Source organism: Candidatus Endoriftia persephonae, from assembly GCF_023733635.1.
Classification (GTDB): domain Bacteria; phylum Pseudomonadota; class Gammaproteobacteria; order Chromatiales; family Chromatiaceae; genus Endoriftia; species Endoriftia persephonae.
In genome coordinates, this window is the sequence record NZ_CP090569.1 from 1,679,332 (window position 1) to 1,700,792 (window position 21,461).

Sequence of the window (21,461 nt, forward strand, 5' to 3'; positions counted from 1 at the left end):
AATTGGGTTCAAACAGCAGTTCAGATGGATGACGCATCGCCAACCGGCCATGCATCACGGGAAAAATTGCGTTCACGGCTGACCTGGCGCGCCAGGTTGCGTCCACAGCGATCGACGGCACGGTCGATGGCCGCCCCCAGCTCGGCCGCGGTCTCCTCCACCACCAGAGTCGGCAGCCGCCCGGCCGCCACGCGGATCTGACAGTGCTGATCAACACCGCCACGCGGACCATTGAGATTACTCAGGGTCACCTCGACCCGGTTGATCCGATTCGAGAATCGGCCGAGTGCAAAGCCGAGCCGACGTTCGATGTGCGCGCGCAGCGCGGTGTCGAGGGGCTGATCCCGTGATTGGATTTCGATGTGCATATAGAACACTCCCCGGCAGTTAAATATTGATCGCGGTTCGCGCGGCTGGAGAGCAGTCTAGGAGGTAACAATAATCAATAATATTCGTTTGTTTCTGACTTATACTTCGAATTTAACGAACTGTTTTATCGATGCCGTGAAACACCTGAACTACAAACATTTGCACTACTTCTGGATCGTCGCCCGCGAAGGCGGCGTGGTTCGGGCCAGCGAACTGCTGAACTTGACACCGCAGACCATCAGCGGCCAGTTACGCCAGCTCGAAGAAGCTGTGGGTACGCTACTATTCTCGCGCAGCGGTCGCAACTTGGTACTCACCGAGACCGGCCGACTGGTGCAGAGTTACGCAGAGGAGATATTCGCCCTGGGGGCAGAGTTGGGCGAAGTGCTGCGTGGCCAACCGACCGGCCGACCGGTGCAGTTCACCGTCGGTATCGTTGACGTAGTGCCCAAGCTGATTGCCTACGAGCTGCTAGCACCGGCCTACCAGCTTCCCGAACCGGTGCGCATCGTCTGCCAGGAGGGCAAGTTGGAGCAACTGTTGGCAGATCTGGCCGTACACAAGCTGGATCTGGTGCTGGCCGACAGTCCGCTGGGGCCGACCATGAACGTGCGTGCCTTCAACCACCTGCTGGGCGAATCCGGTATGACTTTTTTCGCGGCCAGGGAACTCGCCAGCCGTTACGGCCCCGGTTTTCCCTGCTCTCTGGACAGCGCCCCGATACTGCTACCGTCCCGAGCCAGCGCCGTGCGCGGTGCCCTCACCCAGTGGATGGATGAACTCGGCATACAGCCGGTGGTAGTCGGCGAATTCGACGACAGTGCCCTACTCAAGGCCTTCGGTCAGGCTGGAGTCGGGGTGTTCTGTGTCCCGCAAGCAATTGAGCACGAAGTGGAGCGGCAGTATCACGTAGTGCCGCTCGGCCGCACCGACGTGGTGCGTGAGCGCTTCTACGCCATCTCACCGGAACGGCGGCTCAAACACCCGGCGGTGGTGGCGGTGAGTACCGCGGCACGGGAGCGGGTCTTTCACGACATGGGCTGAGAGCATCAATGAGCCTGCGCACGATCGGTCTGGACGCAAAAATACGGTAGATCGTGAGAATTTGTCGCGCCGGATGTCGTTCTAGGAGGCAGTCGGATTATGGATGAATCTACTGCTCTTCCTCTTCCTCTTCCTCTTCCTCTCCCTCTCCCTCTCCCTCTCCCTCTCCCTCTCCCTCGCTACGACCCCCCATAATCCGACTGCCTCCTAGAGCTGGACGGATCGGGGATTGCCTTGCTCAGTTGTTCTCTGGACTATGAAAACCGTCTGCTGGCCCGGGAGGATTTCAATAATGATAAGGTCGATGCTGGGGAGATCGGTGCCGGCCACTCGATCAGCGCGCTGTATGAGATCAGCCTGAGCGGGAGCACTGGGCAGCGGATTGAACCGCTCCGCTATGCACAGGGGCAGGTAAGCAGCGTCGGTAAGAGTGATGAGCTGGCCTTCCTGAAGTTGCGTTTCAAACATCCAGGCGAGACAGAGAGCGAGCTGATCGAGACACCAATCCTGGCCAGCCAGATCGTCCAGGATCTCTCCAGCAGCAGTGACGACTTCCGCTTCGCTGCCGCTGTTGCCGCCTTCGGTCAGTCGTTACGTGGCGGGAAATACCTCAAGGATATGGGGTACGATGAAATGATTGAACTGGCGCGGGGTGCCCGTGGTAATGACCCGGATGGAGAGCGTGTAGAATTTGTCCGTTTGCTCGGTCTGGCGCGGGATTTGTCACCTATGAAACCGCAGGCCAACTTTGAACAGACAGCCGTCGTACAATGAGCAGGCATTGCCCGCATGTCTACGCATAGGTTGGGCCGTGCCCGACATCATTCGTAAAGACAGGCTATTACATGCGGCGGCCGCGGGCCGCCCTATATCAGGTTCCTTAATGGCAAGAATTAGACGGAATGATGCAGGATCCCAGCGATGAAAACCTGATGCAGCGCTACTGCGCCGGAGATACAGCAGCCTTCGACGCGCTCTATGCTCGCTATCGCAGACCACTGTTTCGCTATCTGCAACGACAGGGCGGAGATGCATCCAGCAGTGAAGAGCTCTATCAGGATATCTGGCTGCGGGTGATCGATGCCCGTAATCAGTGGCGCAGCGAGCAGGGGTTTAGTCCCTGGTTCTATCGCATCGCCCACAATCGCTTGGTCGATCATTGGCGCAGCCGGCGGCCCGCTGAGTCGTTTGAGTCGACAGATGAAGTGGTAACGCTCGATCAGCGCTGGCCTGACGGCTGGCTGTTGATCCGCCAATGCGTGGAGCGCCTGTTCACGTTGTTGGGAGGGCTGAGTGAGACGCAGCGCAGCGCCTTTCTGCTGAAAGAGGAGGCGGGGCTAAGCCTGCAGCAGATCGCCATAGTCACTGGAACCGGTCGGGAGACAGTGAAGAGTCGGCTGCGCTACGCTCTGCGTCGGTTACGCGCCGGCCTGGAGGGGTGCGATGAGTACGCATAATGAAGAGTGGCACGATGCACGGATCTCGCAGCTCTATCGTGCAGGCAGTCGGGAGGAGCCGCCAGAACAGCTCGACCGAATGATTCGTGCACATGCGCATCGAGTGGTGGCCAGACACAGACGCCCGTTGCTCATGGGTGGGCTAGCCACCGCGGCGGTGGTGATGCTCAGTCTTGGGCTGATCCTGAAGTCTCTCGATCAAGCACCACTGCAGGAGGCGCTAGATCTTGTTCCCGCAGAGACAGAATCAGCTGTGATGAGCGGGTGGGAGCCTGCTGAGCGAAAGCGGTTTAAATCCTCAGCACCGTCTTCGCCCAGACCGTCTATGCTGCCGGAACAAGCAGAGGAAGAGGATCCGTTTGAGGATCTGTTCCGCGACACGCAGTCAGACGCAGGGATGAGCATACAGCAGGCAGATATCTCTGATTGTTTGAGCATCCACTATCCAGCATCCCCTGATGAGTCTGTTTGGCAGCAGGCATTGAGAATGCAGTTGCAGGCGGCGGATAGTCGCGCTGCCGAATGCCTGAGGCAGGCGTTTTTTAACCGATTTGGCCGGGAGTTGCCGCCACATAACGGGGAAGAGGGGAGCGATGGACGATAGTGCAGAGTTCAATCGTCTGCGTTGGCAGTGTCGGCGCGGCATGCTGGAACTCGACCTGCTGCTGATGGGGTTTCTGGATCAGCATTACCGGCAACTGGATCAAGCGCAACTCGATGGCTTTGACCGGCTGTTGCGCCACCCCGATCAGTCGCTGCAGGCCTGGTTGCTCCAGGGAGGGGATGGGATTCCCGAAGAGCTTGTGTCGATCATCAGTTTTCTTCGGCAGGGAAGCCAGCAGGATGCAGAGAACCACTGAAGCGATCCAAATTAGTCCCAGACTCTCTCTCACCCTGGGTGTTTGGGTGGTGACAGCGCATCTGGTCGCAACCTGGGCTGTGTTGCTGCTGATCGAAGTTACACTCTGGCTGAAGCTGCTGATGTTGGGGATGCTGGCGCTCTCATTTGTGATCGAGACCAGGCGCCACATCTTTCACAGAGGCGCTGCCTCGATCCGCGAGGCTAGGTGGATATCGGATGGAAAGTGGCGCCTGCAGCTGCGTGATGGCAGTTCGACCGAGGCAGAACTGCTCCCTTCCAGTTTCGTCAAACCCTGGTTGGTAGTGCTGCACTTTCGCTGTGTGGGAGTGCCACGCCGCCGGTCGCTGGTGTTGCTGGCTGACTCGCTGGATCGCGCTGCCGCACGCCGTCTGCGAGTTCGCCTGCTGCAGGGCAGGGCGCGTCAGGAGAGTGTTCTGGGAAAGTAGCTGTCCGGAGGGAGAGATGCATTTTATCGCCGTGATCGAAGAGGAGGCCGGAATGACGAATAAGGCGACTAATGCGTGACATTCAGCTTGAGCAATTGCCATTCGGTTCTGACGTCACCATCTCATAAATAACTTTAAGGCGTTGTTGCGATATTTCAATGCCGAACTGCTCTGCAAGGCGCTTCTGGGCCTCCATCAGCGTCCGAGGTGGTGGCGACAGGCGTCGTAGAAATTCGCCAATGTCTTCGATCATCGCCCATGGATAGATCAACCAGCGCCATTTAATAACCTTTCTGGCGTAGTAATCCACAGCAGAGGTAGTAGTGATTTTATGATGCATTACGGCAGTACGAAATTCATCGGGTTGGAATGTTTGTAAATGCTTGGTGGCAACTTGCAGGGTATCGCCACTGTCATTGACATCATCAACGAGCAAGACACGCTGGCGCTTGATGTCGGTATGAAGCGGATAGCGGATAATGGCTTGTTTCTGTTTGTCAGAACCAGACAGGTAGTGTTCAACCTTGATACTGGTTAGCGCCATGATATCCAGGTAATCGCACACCAGCCTGGCTGGCACATAACCGCCGCGTCCGATAGCGATTACAATATCTGGCCGGTAGCCAGATTCCCTGATTAAAGTCGCCAGTCGTTGGCATAGTCGTTGTACCTCTGACCATGAGATCAGTTCACAGCGCATTGTCCTTGGCATTCGGATAGCCTCGTCGCCCCCCGAGTTACGAACACACGTTACTTAATTCCAGCGTGCAATGATGTAACAGCAATTGCAAGCAGGATATAAAAAAACAACCTGCGTTGCTCATTACTTGCTGGTATGTCGTACCGGCACTACTGTTTATAGTATGAAAGATAGTGAGTGCGTGGAATTTCTGCAGTGGGCACTCCCCCGTCTGCATATGCGCTGGGCAGGGTTTCGCAAAATACGCAGCCGTGTGTGCAAACGTGTTCAGCGGCGGATCAATCAGTTGCAGTTTGAAAGCATCTCTACTTATCAGGAGTATTTGCGGAAACATCCCGAGGAGTGGCAGAAACTTGACGAATTATGTCGAGTAACTATTTCCCGCTTCTATCGGGACAAGATGGTTTTCAGCTTGCTTGAGCTGGAAGTTCTCCCGGTTCTTGCAGGGCAGGCACTTTCCTGCGATGAAGACGTGCTTCACATCTGGAGCGCCGGTTGCGCCTCGGGTGAAGAACCCTACACGTTGATGCTGGTATGGGATTTATCCCTTCAATTGCGATTCCCACGGCTGCGCATGCATATCCTGGCAACCGATACTGATTCCGTATTACTCAAACGGGCGGAGCAGGCCTGCTATACTTTTAGCAGCGTGAAGAATCTTCCTGCGGCCTGGCGGGAAACCGCATTCCTCGATACTGCCGGGGTGTACTGTCTGGATCCTGTCTATAAGCGAAGCGTGGATTTTCAATGCGAGGATATCCGTGAAGCCTTACCCGATGGCCCATTTGATTTAATTTTATGTCGCAATCTGGTCTTTACCTATTTTGATCCTGAACTCCAGACAATAATCAGGGACCGGATGTGGGACAGGTTAAAACCTGGTGGCGCTTTGGTAACAGGGGTACACGAAGTACTACAGGAAGGTAAGCAGGATTTTGAAATATGGTCAGCACGATTGGGTATCTATCGGAAGGGCAGGACAAACACACGCAATATGCTGCGTTTTTAACGAGTTAATTATATTGCCTATGAGCCTTAATGGAAAAGACCAAGTGTAATGCACTATCTTATTGAGCCAGAATTTTCGCGAAAAATTACGATATATTGGATTGTCTTGCAAGTGTTTGTTTTTCTCAATAGTTTTCATAATCTTGCCCTGCGAGGAAGTAATGCTCGGACGGTAATTGATATGTGCTCAACTATTATTCGGCTTATCAGGTAACGTGGATAATACCGACCTTGAGTTGACGGAAATCGTTATCATGAAACTAAATATGGGCAGTCAAATGTGGGGGTAGACGTCATCATGAAACAGCCATTGCAAATCACCTTCCGTGATATTCCTCATTCTGATGCGGTGGAAGCATATATTCGAGAAAAGGCCGCCAAGTTAGACCAGTTTTATGATCACATCATGGCATGTCGTGTTGTGCTGGAAGTGCCACATGGGCACCATCATAAAGGCAAGCTGTATTACGTCAGGGTGGATTTAACCGTGCCGGATGGTGAATTGGTAGCCAGTCGCGCGCCCAAGGAACATCATGCTCACGAAGATGCTTATGTGGCAATTCGTGATGCCTTCGATGCCGCTCGACGACAACTTCAGGACTATGCCAGAAAACAGCGCAATAAGGTCAAAAGACACGAGCCTCCGCTACATGGCAGGATATCCAAACTGGTACCGCTGGAAGATTTTGGCAAGATCGAGTCATCAGATGGAAAAGAGATCTATTTTCATCGCAACAGCGTTGTGGATGCAGATTTTGATTCCCTGGCGATTGGCAATGATGTGAGGTATGTGGAAGAGGCCGGGGATGAAGGTCCTCAGGCCTCTACCGTATACATCATTGGCAAGCATCACATCGTTGATTGAGCAACGATCATCCAGTTTTTGGGGAAGTGTTCAAACAGCAGTAACACCTGCACTGGTCAAGAATCCAGCACGCTAACCTACTGGCCGGAATCCTTATCCACAGGTTTCGTTTTGAAGATATTCATGGCATAAACCTTAGTTTCCCTAGACGGATACCGGTCAGCAGTGACGGCTGGTTGCTTCTAAAGATGAACAGACAGTGATCAGAACGCTGTTTGGGCAGTTAACTGACCAGAGTACGCTGGGTGAGCAAAGCATCGGCAGTAGTCGTCTTGCCGGTAATGTCAATGGCATCAACAAATGAGATGAACATTCCGATCTCATTATACGGGTAGGGCGCCAGTTTTTTTATATAGTGGGCCTGTATCTGATGCTCCAATAGCCCCGCTATCCCGTAGAGAATGACCCTGCGTGAGTCATACTTAATATTTTTTCTCTTTTTGTTGTAGTTTTTCACAAGTTTTACATATCCTATGATTTTCAAATTTCCTTAGCAGATTCAGGTGGGGGAGTGAGTTGTTCGCTCTGATATCTTCACGTAATTGCTCAGTTCGCCTGGGCAGTTCTTCCATGAACATGTAAACTTTCTGTTTGTTGCCTTTTTTAATCCGTTTTACGTGGTGGCAGTGTTTGTGGTGGAGTTTGGTGTAGCGCTTACCACTAAATACCAATGGTGGAAATATCTCTTCGATAACCTCAATTGGAAACATCGCTTTTTTTAGTGAGTCTGAATCCAATTGTGTTTGTTCTATAAATTCTTGAAAGTTTTCTTTCTCATAGGAAAATTCAATTTTATTGACATTAATCTCTACTGTAACAGTGCAGTCGCCATTTGTGGATTTTTTGGTAATAGTTTTAGAGCCATTAAAGTCGATCCATTCTGTACTGGCAATGTCGAGATCAATTTTACCTAAGCTTTCATTTTCAGTAACATCTTCATCAAACACTGTAATTTTCAGGTTTATATCTTCTGTCCCAGGCAGTATTTTGCTAGTAATAAGCTCGTTAATAGTCTTGCTATCTCCATCACCTAATGAATAGGTGCCAAACTGTTTTTTATGATTTTCAAAGTCTACCTCAATGTTAATCTCTCCATCAGCCGCCCAATCTTCATCATCATGGATCTTGATCTTTTTTAAATAGGCACTAACTTCAAAAAGACTGTTCTCTATTTCTGAATATCTTCTGTTCTCTTCTTCAGGGATCTCAAATAATTTTATTTTAAAATGGAGTGTACAGGCGCCGTTATCTGATTTCCTAGAAAACGTGAACTCTTCTCCAATCCCACTAAGCCAAAATGTCTCTGGCTCATGAAGCGTAACCGCGCCCATACTTTCAGTGGTCGTTGTGTCATCATCATAGATTTCAAAAGCACCAGTCAGCGTGTCCCCAGCTTTAAATATCCGGTTTGGCAATTGGATGTTTATATTTTTTGAATCACCACTATCCACATTATACTGGCCATATGTTTCAAGACTAGAGCCATATTTAGTTTTAATAAATATCTCGCCGCTGCCCCAATTGTCTTTATCATTATGCACGGTGATTTTATAAAGTTTTAAGTCAACCAAGTAGTGAGGGACTGGCTCTGTTTTAACTGGTGGGATATCTTTATCGGGATCAAACTTAATATCGTATAGGAACTTGAGATAGAGGCCTGCGGTAAATGAGTAGTTGATTGGCAATAGATTCATTGCAATTGCGTTGCAGGCATAATCAGTCAGATCAAAAAGTTCATCCCTATGTGGATCCGTGCTCTCAAGAAAACTGTACCACCGAAATGGCTGTCCCGTGCCAAAACCATCGACATCATCACTATCGTAAAGTTGAGTGGTCTCCGCAAAATTCTTAAAGTAATCAAGGAGGTCCCAGCTTGAATTAAAGGCAATCTTGTCTCGGTTTAAGTTGATATTCCATTGTTCAGGGAGGTGGCCTTTCTTGAATGTTTCCCCCACATAGTCCTCAAAGTCATCATCATCAAAATAATCAAGCAGACCCATGTGGGGGTCATTATGCACATGAGCGGGTACTCCCATATCAGCCAGCAAGTGCACGACACGCCCCAGATTCTCCATCGCTTGCTCTTTATCGCCCGATATCCACTTATTGATTACATGCTCATCCCAATAGCGATCTGCTCTGTGAGGCGCTGAATAGAATTTCATGCCATCGAACTCTAATCCGTAATCATCAAAATCGTGATTCCAGAAATGTTCTACCCAAGGGATTACTCCACTTCTAACATAGCTAAGGAGAGTCGATGCTGCATTCGGGCCATGATTTTTTGGAATACCCAAGGGACCTATGCTTGTATCTTCAAGGTAGGAGCCATTAACAACCAAATCTATAGCCGAACTGCCATTGATTTGTTGCGCAAAAAAATATTGTAACCCTGTCGGCAAAAGATTAACTGAGTATCGAGAGATTTTTTTATGAACATGTGTTTTCATATTAATAACACTCTTATTGTTAGGTGAAGGATGGGAAATCCAACTGTTCTTGCCCAAGCATCCCAGCATCGAGGAATCCATCAAGTGCTGGAATCGGACAGGAAGTACCCTGGGTATGGAGGAAGAGAGGGGTAGCAGGGATCTTGAGGGTCGAGTAGCCACGGGAATTTTTCCCAAAGGCCTTCACGTGAGACTCTCGCCTCATGCGACTCCTATCGTCCAGCCATATCATCTAAGTAAAGATCCAGTGAACAAACAGACTTGGTTAACGTTGGCGCACCTCATAAACCAGCGCACCGCCTTGTGTTTGCGCCTAAGCCGTTTCTATTTCCGCTTCGCCCGGTGGGCGATCTCTTCAATGAGATAGAACAGAACGCGCCGTAATTCGGTACACCCATATCTTCCATAATATACAATCCAGCCCTCGCGTGGCTTCCTTTTTACTCGCACAGCGCTCGAACTGAATGCCACTACAGTGCCATTCTACCCATGTATAGAATACGGTGCTTTCAGCCAGCGTTCAATATAGAGTATCTCCCACTTGTTCTTCACATGTTTGCGAACTGCACGCATGAGAAGATCGTGGTCGATGTCATTAAAGAGCCCTTTGATGTCCATATCCAGGACCCAGGACCCAGGACCCAGGACCCAGGACCCAGGACCCAGGACCCAGGACCCAGGACCCAGGACCCAGGACCCAGGACCCAGGACCCAGGACCCAGGACCCAGGACCCAGGACCCAGGACCCAGGACCCAGGACCCAGGACCCAGGACCCAGAACCGTTTCCTGCACCGCTGACGCGCCCGTTCGAGCGCCTCCATGGCGGATCTGTCCGGACTGTATCCATAGAGCTTGGGTGAAAGTGCTTCTCCAGTTCCGGTTCTATTCGCTGTTTGACGACCATTTGGGCTATGCGGCCTGCAACCGTCGGTATGCCCAACGGCCTGCCCCCCTCCATCCCCTTGTCGATTTCAACTCGCAGTACCGGGGCGGTCTGTAACTGCCTGATGAAAGCCGGTTGTCAGATCTCTCTGAGCTATGAGTTAACACATGAGCCGCTACCGCCTATTGCCTGAGAAGGGTGGGGCGAAGTGTTGCCGTTTTTTTGAATCTATGAATTCGGCCATAAATGGCTGTAAACGGCTGGGTTGGCGGTTGGCGCTGGGGTTTTGGGGTGGGAATAATAAACCTGAAGCATCTGCGGGAGCGGCGAGGAGAAGAGCAATGACAAGGAATCAGGGGTGAGCAGTGAGCGACGCTGTTAAATTGGCTTAGCGTAGCAAAAGCACATTTCTATCCTTTGAAACGAAATTAACGAAGGCTCCTTATACAAGACCTACAATATAGATCAATAAACTAGTAATCAATGCAATCAACAAGGCTCGCAAGCCAGCCCATAGCCAGAAGCCACCACTAATTTTTCCTATGAATACTCCCAGAAAGAAAATCAATATAAAAGCAACCGTGGCGGCAGTTTCAAGAGGGTAACTGATAAGCCACGGATACCGATGCGCCACTCCCAGCGGGGTCATAATTATCAATGCAAAAATGAAAGGTGACATGCCGTTGACCACGGCAACAATAAAGGGCATGAGACGGGCTGCCTGACCATGGGCCGATTGCTGCAAGTCCGCAATCATGGCATCTTCAAGTTCCCTTAGTTCCTGTCTCTTCTCCGCTGATTCGCTGATATAGGCGCTACTGATTCCACTTACCGCCAGCGCAATTGCCGTACCCATGCAGGCAGTAATAACCACGGATAGAATTACATTATTGCTGACATGAAACCCCATCAATAAACCCAGCATGGTGAGTGCACCATCGAAACCATTCACTACAAAGTAGCGTCGCACGATAAGATTAGATTGTGAAATGCTAAATAGCAGCTGAAATCGTTTAAACATCGGTCTGCGTTGATGAATCCGCTGAATCACCCATGCTGATGACTTCTACTTCATCGATACTGTGAATGGATCCACCCATTGATGTAATCGCATCAGACACATCGTCATAGGGGATATTTTCTGACTCGACAACAAGAATTACGGTCTCCGTTTTTTCATCCACTTCGACCACTTTAAAGTTAAACCAGCAGTCGGGGCATTTTTTTGCCAGTTGCGTGGAAAACTCAAGCCCATTGGGTGAATGCGGTTTGAGGACATCTAGCACGATTCGCTGTACTTTTACCATTGATAGCATCACTCTACAGTTTTGGTCCAGAAATAAATAGGCCAACTAATAGAAAATATCAGCACACTGCTGATCACTGACATGATTTGCAAAACCGAAACCGGACTTGCTCATATGGATTATAGACATCATCACTGCAGATGCTCCTGGTTAAAACAATATGTCCAGATAATTTGTTGTTTTCTGGTTGATTTCAAACATCTATTATTTACATAGAGCGAACATATACGCCTAAGAATGTCATTGTGGTAATAAAAAAATTATATATAGCATGAAGTCAGGGCAAAGTGCTCTTACGCCCGAGCAGGATGGGCAGTGCGGGCTGATTTGATTGAAAGCCAATACACGCTGACGACGTTAAATTAAAATCAAGCAAAGGTTATGATCTTGCGAAACCTGAGAGATAAGGTAGAAAGGGATAATAAGTGATTCATGATAAAATGTGGATCGGTATCCCTCCATTTAGAGGAAAAATATACGACCTAATCTGCTTCGTATTACGCGCCAGGTACTACATGATTATATTGCTTTATGGAACCTGTTTTCTGTCAAATTAAAGACTTGCATGTCCTGGTTGGACGAACTTCTTATCATGTATTTCCTGACAATTATAGCAACGACAGGATGTTGGATTGACTTTTAAGCGTTGTTCAGAAATGGCTTCGCCACAGTCAGAGCACTTGCCGTAGTTGCCTTGAGCGAGTCGGATCAGGCTAGCGTCGATCTCACGAATTTCATTAATGTGTCTGTCGATATTGGCTAGATTCAGATCGACCAGAAAATCGGCAACCGACTCTTCGGCTATATCATGAACACGTGTTGCCAGATCAATATACTGTTCATTATCTGATTTTAATAATTCTTGTCGAACTTCTTCCCGCAGTTCGTAATAACGGTCTCTGAGTTGTTGGTGAAATTCGGCAATCTGTCTGTTAGTGAGCTTTGCTGGCATGGCCTGTTCCTCCTGTTTGGAAGAGTCATTTAGAGGCTTTCCTGGGTGCAGATCTGTTTTATTACATTGATGTGATTTTGTTGGGTTTGTATTCGGCATTAAATTGATGTGCTGATATTCATAAGCATATGCACGAAATGGATTATATGCAAATATGTTTTCATCGATAAAACATATATTTCTTTGGCTATGTTTTCTACAGATCAGTAACGGAGAAATTATGGCAACAAAAATCGGTTTAATTGGTGATGTTCATTCCTATCCTGAACCTTTGGGTGAGGCGCTGTCGCTTCTGAAAAAGATTGGAGTGGAGATGATTTTATGTGCGGGGGATATTGCCGGATATGGTAATGATCTGGATGGAACCGCTGAATTATTAATCAGTAATGAATGTAAAACGGTTATTGGTAATCATGATAACTGGCATTTACAGGGTATAAATCAGGACGATAGAACGCCTGCTGAGTCATGGATTGCGCAATTACCGGCTGCGCTAGAATTTACAATTGAAGGTAAAAGCCTGTATATGGTTCATTCCCGCCCACCGACTCATGATAGGCATGGAATCAAGTTGCTGGATGAAAAAGGGGGGGTGGTTTCTGAACAAAAGGAAATCTGGACTCAAGCTTTGGCGGGATTTGAATATGATATTCTGATTGTTGGCCATTCTCACCAGGTTTATGCGGAACAACTTGGTGATGTATTACTCATTAACCCGGGTAGTACCTGTTTTAACAATGCTTGCGGAATACTAAGTCTGCCTGAAATGAAGGTTGAATTTCTTTCTCTGCCAGATAAATCTATCGTAAAGTCATGGAACTGGGGGGCATGAGATGAATAATGCGAAAAATTGTTTATTTTTCATTAAACCTCGTAACTATTGTGACTGATACAATTATATGTGCTGTACTGTTTGATTTTGGCGGTATGCTTGCAGAAGAAGGATTTCATAATGGTTTTGTGAAACTGGCTACGGAGCAGGGGGTTGATGTACAAACTATGCCAAAAAGAGTATGAAGGCGGTAAATGATTCAGGGTTTGTGTTGGGCAAGGGAACCGCAAGTGATTTCTCGGATTTGATGCGTCAACGTACAGGTCTGACAGGTGATGACGACAGCCTGACTGAAGTGGCTCCCAATCGTTGGACAGCATCAGGGTGAAAATAAGTAAAGATCTGGCGCCTGAAAAAGCATGATCAGTCCTGCCTGGGCAGGACTGATACATGAACCTAGGCCGGGGTCCGGCCATCCAACGAGCTGTGCGGGCGTTCCTGGTTGTAGAACCGGAAATACGCCGTCAGCCCCTGTTCGAGTGCTGGTACAGAGCCATATTCACGCAGATAGATATCCTCGTACTTGACGCTGCGCCAGAGTCGTTCAATAAAACATTATCCAATGCCCGGCTGCGGCCGTCCATGCTGATCAGGATCTGGTTTTCCAGCAGCCGGCCGGTGAAGTCAACGCTGGTGAACTGGCGCCCTTGGTCGCTGTTGAAGATACACGGATGGGCATGTGACAGTGCATGATCGAGTGCCTCCAGACAGAACGGCGTATCGATGGTGTTGGATAATCGCCAAGTAAGTGCGTAGCGGCTGTACCAGTCGATGATTGCCACCAGATACATGAAGCCAACCGGCATCGGGATGACGGTGATGTCGGCAGACCACACGAGATTGGAATGGCGGAGTACCAGTCCTCTCAGCAGGTACGGATAGACCTTGTTTTTCGGGTGGGGCTTCGACGTGTGTGGCCCTGGTACTGTGCCTTCCAGGCCCATGATACACATGAGCCGCTGGATCCGCTTGCGCTTGACCTGATGCCCATTCAGGCGCAGCCAGTCGGTCATCTGCCTGGAACCAAAAAACGGGGTTCTCAGATACTGCTCGTCAATGATCCGCATCAGGCTTTGTTGAGAGGTGCGCGCCAAGTGTATTTTAGGGAGCCTCTGATCAAGCCATGAACTCGTATCTTGTGTTCAGAATATCTAGCTTCTGCCTGGGAAATCTCGGCAACTGCTCCATTCGTTGCTTTACCTCCTGCATTCATGCAGTCGTTCGCAATGGCCAGCTATCCCCCTACAGGGATGTAGGGGAGGAGCGATAGCTTTACGTGCGATTTGTGCATTGAATCTGAATATTCTGAGTCATAATCCACTTCGTCCAGACTTAATCAGAGGCTCCTTAGCCATAAGGATTGACGATTATTCAATAGCCTGAAAATTCATTTTTATTATCAAACGACCTTCAAAAAAGGTATCGATACTTACTTTTCCCGCCTGTAACATGGGGTGCATGTCCAGAGGATGTACCGGTTTCATTTCAGTAAAGCGTAGTCGATCTCCAGGATAGGTGACAGCAAAACTGACATGCAGCGGATAATAACCATCAAGAAATTTAAGATGGTAAGGACCACTGACAAGAGTAAAGGTCTTGTCTGGGTTTAGATAGAAAATTCCAACTTGTGCTGTGTTGCAGGCGAAGATCCACGATTTTTGGTTCATTGATCGGACTGCCAATCTGGCTGACCAGATAACAATAAGCTTCCTCTATTTCATCAAGCTCCTGCACCAGACTATCGGTGATCTGCTGTGCCACAATATTGTAGAGTTTGCCAACGTGGGTCACCGGGTTTTCCCCGCCGCAGCTTCCATGTTCATCGAGCGATAGGGCGTGATCAAACCATTGACCCGATTGCCACGGCCCACTTCACCATCATCGCCGGATTCGGCGGAAGTACCGGTTATCGTTAAATAGATGCTTTCTGCGGCAATATCATCGGCAGCATTGATGGTAACCATTACCTGCTTGTGCGTGGTCAGTTTCGTTTCATGTTCAACCAGAGAGGCAAGATGTAATTTTTTATCGAAATAGTCGTGCAGGCTTGAAATATAGCGATCTATAAAGGCACAGGCGATGGTCAGTTCAACTGTATCACCCCGGCGTGTGCCCATGACCTTGATGTCTTCACCGATTTCTGGATGTAATGATTTGATTTCGTTACTGTTGAGTTTCTTTTCTATCTGCAGAACAACACGTTCCAGTTCACTCAATGGTGCATAGCCCACACCACATGAGGTGTCATTGGCCAGCGCAATGCCAGTTTCTTTCTGACGAAGATAAAGTTCAACTAGATCCATTGAACCGGGTCGGATTAAGCAATGCAGTTTGATGTGTTGTGCGGGATCAAAGACGTGAAAATTCGATTCAAGCCAGTTTGAAGCACTATCGTGCATCAGTTCTTTAACCGGAACCCTGATGCCTTTGTATTCACAAGTCGCTCGTCCAGCCAGAAAGATTTCCATTGGAGCCAGTATCTTGCCACCGCCAAAGAGCGGTTGTGATGTGCCGCCCCATAAAAGGGCTTTATCGACATTATGATGTAACACCAGTCCAAAATGTTCGAGATAGAACTGGCACAGGGACCGGCTCAGCTCTTCAGCCAGCGCATCACAGATGGTATCGGGGTGGCTCATACCCTTGCGTTCCACGATTTCCACCGGTTGTTTGGCATACGGAATGGTATTGATAGCTGTAGTATTAAGTTGCTGCATAATGCAATTCTAGTCCAGATATTCTGTTGGTGATGCAATCCAGCCGAATAGAACCATTAGCATCACAATAACTGAATATATTACTGAAACAACAAGACTTCTTCTTATGCTGATGGTTGATCGGCTTTGATAAAGCAATCCTTCGCTGCCCCAATGTAGCAACAAAAAACCAAGCAGGTTGGTTAACCAGTAACCCAGGATAAAAGCAGGCAAAAATAGTTGCTCATTGATGAGTGAAAACGGCCAGGCAAACGCATATCCCAGCGGTACATTGACTACAAGGTCATTCCACCAGGACAAAGGTGAAAGAATAAAGCCAATAGTCACCAGTATCGAATTTTTTAAATGCTGCTTCATAACCATGCAGTTTACTTTGTCTATACTTAATACTGTTTCTGTGTCGCAAAGCAGTCGTACAACAGCTATGCTTAAAGTAGATTAAAGTTCCAAATGCCAGATCACTTGGTTAATAGCACATACATTCATGGTGGACTGGTATTTAGAATGCGTACTTAGATTAATAACAGGAAATTGTAAGCATGGCGAGACTGACAAGAATATTTTTCGTCATACCGCTATTGATAGTGGCTGCTTTTATGGGGCCTGCGGTTTGTGCCGACAGGCTGGATGGGCATATTATTCAACTTACCATCGAAGATGCCATTGGCCCGGCAACGGATGATTATATTGAACGGGCACTTGAATTAGCAAATGAGCAAAAGGCTGAACTGGTGGTGATTCGTATAGACACCCCCGGTGGGCTTGATACAGCCATGCGCGGGATTGTTAAAAATATTACCAATTCTTCTGTGCCTGTTGTCAGTTATGTTGCACCAACGGGTGCCCGTGCCGCCAGTGCGGGTACCTTTATCCTTTATGCTAGCCATATTGCGGCTATGGCGCCGGGTACCAACCTGGGCGCTGCGACACCGGTGCAAATAGGTGGGTTTCCGCAACCCACGGCTCCCGATAAGAAGGGGGTTAAGAACAGGGAAAATAATCAGGATAAGGAAAAAGACAGGGATGATAAACCAGAAACCATAGCCAGTGATGATGCGATGAAGAACAAGGCAATTAATGATGCGGTGACCTATATCCGTGGGTTGGCCGAACTCCATGGCCGGAATCAGGACTGGGCGGAAAAAGCAGTACGGGAAGCGGCCAGCCTGCCGGCAAGTGATGCCTTGAAACTGAACGTTATTGATATTATCGCTACCAGCATGGCTGATCTCCTGAAGCAGGTGGAGGGTAGAGAAGTTAAAGTGCAAGGTGAGAAACGCACCTTGCATACAACCGGACGGGTTGTTCAGCAAATTGAGCCTGACTGGCGTAGCCGTTTGCTGAGCGTGATAACCAATCCGAATATTGCTTATATTCTGATGCTGATCGGGATTTACGGCCTGATCTTCGAATTGTCCAATCCCGGTGCCATTGTGCCAGGAACTATCGGCGCCATCTCCCTGTTACTGGCATTGTATTCATTCCAGATGTTACCCATCAACTATGCCGGGATGGCACTCATATTACTGGGTGTTGCCTTAATGATAGGGGAAGCCTTTGAACCTAGTTTCGGTGTGCTGGGTATCGGCGGTGTTATTTCGTTTGTGTTTGGCTCGATCATCCTGATGGATACAGAGACACCCGGCTTTGGTATTGATATTTCAGTGATCATAACCTTTGCGGCAACCAGTGCCCTGATATTTATTTTTATTATTGGCATGGCGGTCAAGGTGCGGCGGCGACCGGTGGTGAGTGGACTGGAAGAATTGACCGGTGGCACTGCCATTGTGGTGGTTGACTTTGAGCGCAAGGGCACTGTGTCTATTCATAGTGAGAACTGGAATGCTATCAGCAATGTCCCCTTACACGAAGGCCAGCGGGTCAAGGTGATCGGAGTCAAGGGTTTAACTCTGGAGGTTGAACCTTTGGATAAGACAACAGAGGAGTCAGAACCATGACTATGACAGCGTATACCTTTTATATTTTAATTTCTTTTGTTGTACTGCTTCTGTTCAGTGCAATCAGGATACTACGTGAATATGAACGTGGTGTGATTTTCCTGCTGGGTCGTTTCTGGAAAGTCAAAGGCCCCGGCTTCATTATTGTTGTTCCGCTTATCCAGCAAATGGTTCGGGTTGATTTGCGTACTATCGTTATGGATGTGCCGAGTCAGGATGTCATTTCACGTGACAATGTCTCAGTAAAGGTTAACGCGGTGGTTTATTTCCGGGTGATTGAACCTGACAAGGCGATTATCCAGGTAGAGGACTTTTATGTGGCGACCAGTCAGCTTGCCCAGACCACCTTGCGATCTGTATTGGGGCAACATGAGTTGGATGAAATGCTGTCGGAACGTGAGCGACTCAATGCGGATGTGCAAAGTATTCTGGACCAGCAAACTGATGCCTGGGGCATCAAGGTCAGCAATGTTGAAATTAAACATGTTGATCTGAATGAAAGTATGGTGCGTGCCATTGCCAAACAAGCTGAAGCCGAGCGTACCCGACGTGCCAAGGTTATCCATGCAGAAGGTGAAATGCAGGCGGCCGATAAGTTACTGGAAGCAGCAAGGACCCTTTCGCAACAATCCCAGGCTTTGCAATTACGTTATTTGCAAACGCTGACTGAAATTGCAGGTGAGCGTTCCAATACGATTGTATTTCCTTTGCCAATGGAGCTTATTGAAGGCCTGATTAAAAAGGTTGAATAAATCAGGTTGCATAGATCGTTGAGTTTAAGAGTACTTGAAATGACTAATGGAGGCAGTAGTTATGAAAATACCATTACAGGTTACATTTCGTGATATTCCCCATTCCGATGCGCTGGAAGCGGATATTCGTGAAAAAGCTGCCAAGCTGGAAGAATACTATGATCAGATTATGAGTTGCCGGATTATGATTGAATCCCCACATGGACATCATCATAAAGGAAATTTGTATCACGTCAGGGTGGATATAACTGTGCCGGGTGATGAAATTGTTGTTAGTCGTTCACCTGATCAACATCATGCCCATGAAGATGCCTATGTAACGGTGCGGGATGCATTTAATGCCGCGCGTCGGCAATTACAGGACTTTGCCAGGAAACAGCGACAAAAGGTCAAACTTCATGAAGTTCCACCTCATGGTGCGATATCAAAACTGGTTGCTGATGAAGGCTATGGCATGATCCAGGCTGATGATGGACGTGAAATATATTTTCACCGTAACAGCATTGTTAACGGTGATTATGATGTGCTGGAAATCGGCAATGAAGTCCGCTTTACGGAAGAGGCCGGTGATGAGGGTCCCCAGGCAAGTAGGGTGCATGTGATTGGTAAACATCATATTGTCACATGAAATTACAGGTACAATCCGCTAAAGTGAAACGGATGCCGACAATAAACTATTGTGTATTCATGTTTTGTTGATTGACGCTAGTGTTAATAAATGATTCCAGTGCATCGACATAACTTGAGCCACTAATGATAAATCCGTCATTATGGCCGCCACGCATTTTCAGAAAATATCTGGGTTCGTGGGCGGAATTAAAAATATCCCGGCCTTCTTCGTAGGGAATAATGTCATCATCACGACTATGCGCCACCAGCACAGGACAGTGTATTGCTTTGACATATTCTTTAGTGTTGTACTGGAAACGACTGAGCAAACGCACCGGTAGAAAAGGATAGATGCGCTGCCCCATGGAATGGGCGGAACTAAAGCTGGATTCAACAATCAGTGCAGCCGGTGTATGCTGACTGGCCAGCCAGGCGGAGATTGAACCACCCAGCGAACGGCCAAAGAGAATAATTTTATTTTCTTTAATACCACGAGTTGCCGTTAAATAATGCCAGGCGGCTTCTGCATCCTGATAGGTTCCGGCCTCGGTTGGTTTGCCTGTGCTTTGTCCATAGCCACGGTAATCAATAATCAATATGTCCAGGCCAAGGTTATTAAATAGTTTGATGGAATCCAGACGGTGAGAAATATTGCCGGCGTTACCATGTAAAAATAACAGGGTTGCCTGTTTTTGCGTATCAGATGCCTTGCTATTTGGAATGAACCAGCCATGTATCCTGGTGCCGTCATCGGTAATCAGTTCTACATCCTCATAATCTAGGCCGATACTTTTTGGTGTGGTGACAAGCCCTCGTCCGGGTATATTGGGATAGAAAATCATTCCGGGCTGCATGAAATAGACTAAAGCACTGAATGCGACATAGCCTGCAATGCCAAGGGGTAATAATTTCCAGAGCCATTCCATCATATATAGCCGACATTGTTGGTTAATTTATAATGTGCCTTCCTGCCAGGATGACAGATAATGTTGTTGTTCCGGGGTCAGCGTATCGATATCAATAGCCATCGCGGCTAGTTTTAATCTGGCCACTTCCCGATCAAGTTCAGATGGCACATTATGTACCGTGTTTTCCAGTTTTGGTTTGCCTTTGCTTTTCAGGTTAGCCAGGTAAACAGCACACAATACCTGATTGGCAAAACTCATATCCATGACTGCAGAAGGATGGCCTTCGGCGGCGGCAAGATTGACCAGCCGGCCTTCTGCTAGCAGACGAAGTTTTCTGCCATCAGTGAGGATGTATTCATCAACTGAAGGGCGGGGACGATGTTGATTCATTGAAAGTGACTCAAGGGCAGGAATATTGATCTCGACATTAAAATGACCGGAGTTTGCCAGGATGCAACCATCTTTCATCACTTGCATATGGTGTTTATCCACCACATGCTTGTCGCCAGTAGCGGTAATAATAAAGTCTGATATTTTGGAGGCTTCAATCAGTGGCATGACCTGATAGCCATCCATGCTGGCTTCTAGTGCTTTTAAGGGGTCAACTTCAGTAACCACTACTTTGGCACCATGCCCTTTGGCACGCATGGCGATACCTCGTCCACACCAGCCATAACCAACAACAGTGAACGTCTTGCCTGCGAGCAAGACATTAGTGGCACGTATTATGCCATCCAGAGTGCTTTGGCCGGTGCCGTAGCGATTATCAAACAGATGTTTGGTCATGGCATCGTTGACAGCAATAATCGGGAACTGCAATGCGCCTTCCGTTGCCATGGCCCGTAAGCGAATAACACCGGTGGTGGTTTCTTCGGTTCCACCGATCATTTCTGGAATCAGTTCAGGTCTAGATTTGTGGATCTCACTGACCAGATCCGCGCCATCATCCATGGTAATAACCGGCTGATGATCAAGCGCGACATTGATATGTTGATAATACTGCTCAGTCGTTTCACTGCGAATGGCGTATACAGGAATTTTATAATGTTTGACAAGTGCGGCGGCGACATCATCCTGCGTGCTGAGAGGGTTGCTGGCACAGAGTACAATCTCTGCACCGGCAGCCTTGAGAGTTCGGGCTAGATTTGCCGTTTCGGTGGTAATGTGCAGACAGCCACTGATGCGAATGTTTTTCAATGGTCGTTGATGTATGAAACGTTTGGTAAGTATGTGTAATACAGGCATTTCCTGCCAGGCCCATTCGATGCGCCGTTTGCCTTGCTCGACCAGGGCAGGGGTCTTGATATCAAAGTTAATACTATTTTTCATTGTATTGTTCCA

The 21,461-nt window shown here is 48.4% G+C and carries 24 protein-coding genes and 2 pseudogenes; 13 read left to right on the plus strand and 13 right to left on the minus strand.

Annotated features, from left to right (window positions below; genetic code table 11):
• Nucleotides 1-20 precede the first annotated feature (20 nt).
• Entirely contained in the window at nucleotides 21-368 is a 348-nt protein-coding gene (locus tag L0Y14_RS07510) for an HPF/RaiA family ribosome-associated protein (protein ID WP_006475865.1), read from the minus strand.
• Nucleotides 369-504: 136 nt separating this feature from the next.
• Between L0Y14_RS07510 and nhaR the strand changes: the two genes are divergently transcribed.
• The 6 genes from nhaR (at nucleotide 505) to L0Y14_RS07540 (ending at nucleotide 4,178) form a co-directional block, all read left to right on the plus strand.
• On the plus strand, nucleotides 505-1,413 hold the full coding sequence (nhaR, locus tag L0Y14_RS07515) for a transcriptional activator NhaR (protein ID WP_083825209.1): 909 nt from the start codon (nucleotides 505-507) through the stop codon (nucleotides 1,411-1,413).
• A gap of 234 nt (nucleotides 1,414-1,647) precedes the next feature.
• Complete coding sequence (locus tag L0Y14_RS07520) at nucleotides 1,648-2,187, plus strand: YfbK domain-containing protein (protein WP_251859294.1); 540 nt, start codon at nucleotides 1,648-1,650, stop codon at nucleotides 2,185-2,187.
• Nucleotides 2,188-2,315: 128 nt separating this feature from the next.
• Nucleotides 2,316-2,870 (plus strand): sigma-70 family RNA polymerase sigma factor, encoded by a 555-nt coding sequence (locus L0Y14_RS07525; protein ID WP_006475651.1) that lies wholly within the window; start codon nucleotides 2,316-2,318, stop codon nucleotides 2,868-2,870.
• Entirely contained in the window at nucleotides 2,857-3,474 is a 618-nt protein-coding gene (locus L0Y14_RS07530) for a hypothetical protein (RefSeq protein WP_005966141.1), read from the plus strand. Before L0Y14_RS07525 ends, L0Y14_RS07530 begins: the two co-directional genes overlap by 14 nt.
• Nucleotides 3,464-3,730, plus strand: coding sequence for an FAD assembly factor SdhE (locus tag L0Y14_RS07535; protein WP_006475653.1), 267 nt, complete (start codon nucleotides 3,464-3,466; stop codon nucleotides 3,728-3,730). Before L0Y14_RS07530 ends, L0Y14_RS07535 begins: the two co-directional genes overlap by 11 nt.
• Nucleotides 3,714-4,178: a protein YgfX gene (locus L0Y14_RS07540; protein WP_050799414.1), complete on the plus strand. Its 465-nt coding sequence runs from the start codon at nucleotides 3,714-3,716 to the stop codon at nucleotides 4,176-4,178. The genes L0Y14_RS07535 and L0Y14_RS07540 overlap by 17 nt, the downstream gene beginning before the upstream one ends.
• Nucleotides 4,179-4,260: 82 nt before the next feature.
• Here the strand turns inward: L0Y14_RS07540 and L0Y14_RS07545 are convergent, their stop codons facing one another.
• Nucleotides 4,261-4,890 carry a phosphoribosyltransferase gene (locus L0Y14_RS07545; protein ID WP_005966135.1) on the minus strand — a complete coding sequence of 210 codons (630 nt, stop codon included), beginning with the start codon at nucleotides 4,888-4,890 and terminating at the stop codon, nucleotides 4,261-4,263.
• Between the two features lie 169 nt (nucleotides 4,891-5,059).
• On the opposite strand from L0Y14_RS07545, the gene L0Y14_RS07550 reads away from it, so the two are divergent.
• Entirely contained in the window at nucleotides 5,060-5,887 is an 828-nt protein-coding gene (locus L0Y14_RS07550) for a CheR family methyltransferase (RefSeq protein ID WP_240991734.1), read from the plus strand.
• A 297-nt stretch (nucleotides 5,888-6,184) separates the two neighbouring features.
• Nucleotides 6,185-6,751, plus strand: coding sequence for an HPF/RaiA family ribosome-associated protein (locus L0Y14_RS07555; RefSeq protein ID WP_039960625.1), 567 nt, complete (start codon nucleotides 6,185-6,187; stop codon nucleotides 6,749-6,751).
• A gap of 223 nt (nucleotides 6,752-6,974) precedes the next feature.
• On the opposite strand, the gene L0Y14_RS07560 is transcribed toward L0Y14_RS07555, so the two are convergent.
• The 5 genes from L0Y14_RS07560 to L0Y14_RS07590 all read right to left on the minus strand — a co-directional run bounded on the left by L0Y14_RS07560 (nucleotide 6,975) and on the right by L0Y14_RS07590 (nucleotide 12,344).
• The gene (locus tag L0Y14_RS07560; RefSeq protein ID WP_138921923.1) at nucleotides 6,975-7,208 is read right to left on the minus strand and encodes a hypothetical protein; all 234 of its coding nucleotides are present in this window, start codon (nucleotides 7,206-7,208) and stop codon (nucleotides 6,975-6,977) included.
• Nucleotides 7,174-9,201 (minus strand): phospholipase C/P1 nuclease family protein, encoded by a 2,028-nt coding sequence (locus tag L0Y14_RS07565; protein WP_139042165.1) that lies wholly within the window; start codon nucleotides 9,199-9,201, stop codon nucleotides 7,174-7,176. Before L0Y14_RS07565 ends, L0Y14_RS07560 begins: the two co-directional genes overlap by 35 nt.
• A 1,326-nt stretch (nucleotides 9,202-10,527) precedes the next feature.
• A complete protein-coding gene (locus L0Y14_RS07580) occupies nucleotides 10,528-11,106 on the minus strand; it encodes a VIT1/CCC1 transporter family protein (RefSeq protein ID WP_039960623.1) in 579 nt (192 codons plus the stop codon).
• Entirely contained in the window at nucleotides 11,099-11,392 is a 294-nt protein-coding gene (locus tag L0Y14_RS07585) for a DUF211 domain-containing protein (protein WP_039960622.1), read from the minus strand. The genes L0Y14_RS07580 and L0Y14_RS07585 overlap by 8 nt, the downstream gene beginning before the upstream one ends.
• Before the next feature lie 553 nt (nucleotides 11,393-11,945).
• Nucleotides 11,946-12,344, minus strand: a complete 399-nt coding sequence (locus tag L0Y14_RS07590; protein WP_240991735.1) for a TraR/DksA family transcriptional regulator — start codon at nucleotides 12,342-12,344, stop codon at nucleotides 11,946-11,948.
• Between the two features lie 220 nt (nucleotides 12,345-12,564).
• Here L0Y14_RS07590 and L0Y14_RS07595 point away from each other — a divergent pair, with 220 nt between their 5' ends.
• A complete protein-coding gene (locus L0Y14_RS07595) occupies nucleotides 12,565-13,176 on the plus strand; it encodes a metallophosphoesterase family protein (protein WP_240991736.1) in 612 nt (203 codons plus the stop codon).
• A gap of 8 nt (nucleotides 13,177-13,184) precedes the next feature.
• Nucleotides 13,185-13,361: a hypothetical protein gene (locus L0Y14_RS07600; RefSeq protein WP_240991737.1), complete on the plus strand. Its 177-nt coding sequence runs from the start codon at nucleotides 13,185-13,187 to the stop codon at nucleotides 13,359-13,361.
• A gap of 217 nt (nucleotides 13,362-13,578) precedes the next feature.
• Here L0Y14_RS07600 and L0Y14_RS07605 read toward each other — a convergent pair.
• The 4 genes and pseudogenes from L0Y14_RS07605 to L0Y14_RS07625 all read right to left on the minus strand — a co-directional run.
• Nucleotides 13,579-14,246 (minus strand): annotated as a pseudogene (locus L0Y14_RS07605) (IS3 family transposase); the annotation flags it as partial.
• A 297-nt stretch (nucleotides 14,247-14,543) separates the two neighbouring features.
• Nucleotides 14,544-14,843, minus strand: coding sequence for a hypothetical protein (locus L0Y14_RS07610; protein WP_240991739.1), 300 nt, complete (start codon nucleotides 14,841-14,843; stop codon nucleotides 14,544-14,546).
• Nucleotides 14,737-15,893: pseudogene (locus L0Y14_RS07620) on the minus strand (methionine adenosyltransferase). Before L0Y14_RS07620 ends, L0Y14_RS07610 begins: the two are co-directional and overlap by 107 nt.
• A gap of 9 nt (nucleotides 15,894-15,902) precedes the next feature.
• Nucleotides 15,903-16,256 (minus strand): DUF7980 family protein, encoded by a 354-nt coding sequence (locus L0Y14_RS07625; protein WP_138921925.1) that lies wholly within the window; start codon nucleotides 16,254-16,256, stop codon nucleotides 15,903-15,905.
• Nucleotides 16,257-16,432: 176 nt separating this feature from the next.
• On the opposite strand from L0Y14_RS07625, the gene L0Y14_RS07630 reads away from it, so the two are divergent.
• The 3 genes from L0Y14_RS07630 (at nucleotide 16,433) to L0Y14_RS07640 (ending at nucleotide 19,231) form a co-directional block, all read left to right on the plus strand.
• Nucleotides 16,433-17,851 carry an NfeD family protein gene (locus L0Y14_RS07630; protein WP_006475665.1) on the plus strand — a complete coding sequence of 473 codons (1,419 nt, stop codon included), beginning with the start codon at nucleotides 16,433-16,435 and terminating at the stop codon, nucleotides 17,849-17,851.
• A complete protein-coding gene (locus L0Y14_RS07635; protein WP_005964840.1) occupies nucleotides 17,848-18,603 on the plus strand; it encodes a slipin family protein in 756 nt (251 codons plus the stop codon). The genes L0Y14_RS07630 and L0Y14_RS07635 overlap by 4 nt, the downstream gene beginning before the upstream one ends.
• A gap of 61 nt (nucleotides 18,604-18,664) precedes the next feature.
• On the plus strand, nucleotides 18,665-19,231 hold the full coding sequence (locus L0Y14_RS07640; RefSeq protein WP_081417752.1) for an HPF/RaiA family ribosome-associated protein: 567 nt from the start codon (nucleotides 18,665-18,667) through the stop codon (nucleotides 19,229-19,231).
• 46 nt (nucleotides 19,232-19,277) lie between these two features.
• Here L0Y14_RS07640 and L0Y14_RS07645 read toward each other — a convergent pair whose 3' ends face one another.
• Both L0Y14_RS07645 and ahcY read right to left on the minus strand, forming a co-directional pair.
• Nucleotides 19,278-20,138 carry an alpha/beta hydrolase gene (locus L0Y14_RS07645; protein WP_039960386.1) on the minus strand — a complete coding sequence of 287 codons (861 nt, stop codon included), beginning with the start codon at nucleotides 20,136-20,138 and terminating at the stop codon, nucleotides 19,278-19,280.
• Nucleotides 20,139-20,165: 27 nt separating this feature from the next.
• Nucleotides 20,166-21,449, minus strand: a complete 1,284-nt coding sequence (gene ahcY / locus L0Y14_RS07650) for an adenosylhomocysteinase (RefSeq protein WP_005964845.1) — start codon at nucleotides 21,447-21,449, stop codon at nucleotides 20,166-20,168.
• Nucleotides 21,450-21,461: the final 12 nt, after the last annotated feature.

Bases quoted from the DNA above. Each gene is read 5' to 3' on its own strand.
- L0Y14_RS07510 (WP_006475865.1), bottom strand. From the start codon at position 368: ATGCACATCGAAATCCAATCACGGGATCAGCCCCTCGACACCGCGCTG.
- L0Y14_RS07525 (WP_006475651.1), top strand. From the start codon at position 2,316: ATGATGCAGGATCCCAGCGATGAAAACCTGATGCAGCGCTACTGCGCC.
- L0Y14_RS07530 (WP_005966141.1), top strand. From the start codon at position 2,857: ATGAGTACGCATAATGAAGAGTGGCACGATGCACGGATCTCGCAGCTC.
- L0Y14_RS07535 (WP_006475653.1), top strand. From the start codon at position 3,464: ATGGACGATAGTGCAGAGTTCAATCGTCTGCGTTGGCAGTGTCGGCGC.
- L0Y14_RS07540 (WP_050799414.1), top strand. From the start codon at position 3,714: ATGCAGAGAACCACTGAAGCGATCCAAATTAGTCCCAGACTCTCTCTC.
- L0Y14_RS07545 (WP_005966135.1), bottom strand. From the start codon at position 4,890: ATGCCAAGGACAATGCGCTGTGAACTGATCTCATGGTCAGAGGTACAA.
- L0Y14_RS07555 (WP_039960625.1), top strand. From the start codon at position 6,185: ATGAAACAGCCATTGCAAATCACCTTCCGTGATATTCCTCATTCTGAT.
- L0Y14_RS07565 (WP_139042165.1), bottom strand. From the start codon at position 9,201: ATGAAAACACATGTTCATAAAAAAATCTCTCGATACTCAGTTAATCTT.
- L0Y14_RS07580 (WP_039960623.1), bottom strand. From the start codon at position 11,106: ATGTTTAAACGATTTCAGCTGCTATTTAGCATTTCACAATCTAATCTT.
- L0Y14_RS07585 (WP_039960622.1), bottom strand. From the start codon at position 11,392: ATGGTAAAAGTACAGCGAATCGTGCTAGATGTCCTCAAACCGCATTCA.
- L0Y14_RS07590 (WP_240991735.1), bottom strand. From the start codon at position 12,344: ATGCCAGCAAAGCTCACTAACAGACAGATTGCCGAATTTCACCAACAA.
- L0Y14_RS07595 (WP_240991736.1), top strand. From the start codon at position 12,565: ATGGCAACAAAAATCGGTTTAATTGGTGATGTTCATTCCTATCCTGAA.
- L0Y14_RS07600 (WP_240991737.1), top strand. From the start codon at position 13,185: ATGCGAAAAATTGTTTATTTTTCATTAAACCTCGTAACTATTGTGACT.
- L0Y14_RS07610 (WP_240991739.1), bottom strand. From the start codon at position 14,843: ATGAACCAAAAATCGTGGATCTTCGCCTGCAACACAGCACAAGTTGGA.
- L0Y14_RS07625 (WP_138921925.1), bottom strand. From the start codon at position 16,256: ATGGTTATGAAGCAGCATTTAAAAAATTCGATACTGGTGACTATTGGC.
- L0Y14_RS07630 (WP_006475665.1), top strand. From the start codon at position 16,433: ATGGCGAGACTGACAAGAATATTTTTCGTCATACCGCTATTGATAGTG.
- L0Y14_RS07635 (WP_005964840.1), top strand. From the start codon at position 17,848: ATGACTATGACAGCGTATACCTTTTATATTTTAATTTCTTTTGTTGTA.
- L0Y14_RS07640 (WP_081417752.1), top strand. From the start codon at position 18,665: ATGAAAATACCATTACAGGTTACATTTCGTGATATTCCCCATTCCGAT.
- L0Y14_RS07645 (WP_039960386.1), bottom strand. From the start codon at position 20,138: ATGGAATGGCTCTGGAAATTATTACCCCTTGGCATTGCAGGCTATGTC.
- ahcY (WP_005964845.1), bottom strand. From the start codon at position 21,449: ATGAAAAATAGTATTAACTTTGATATCAAGACCCCTGCCCTGGTCGAG.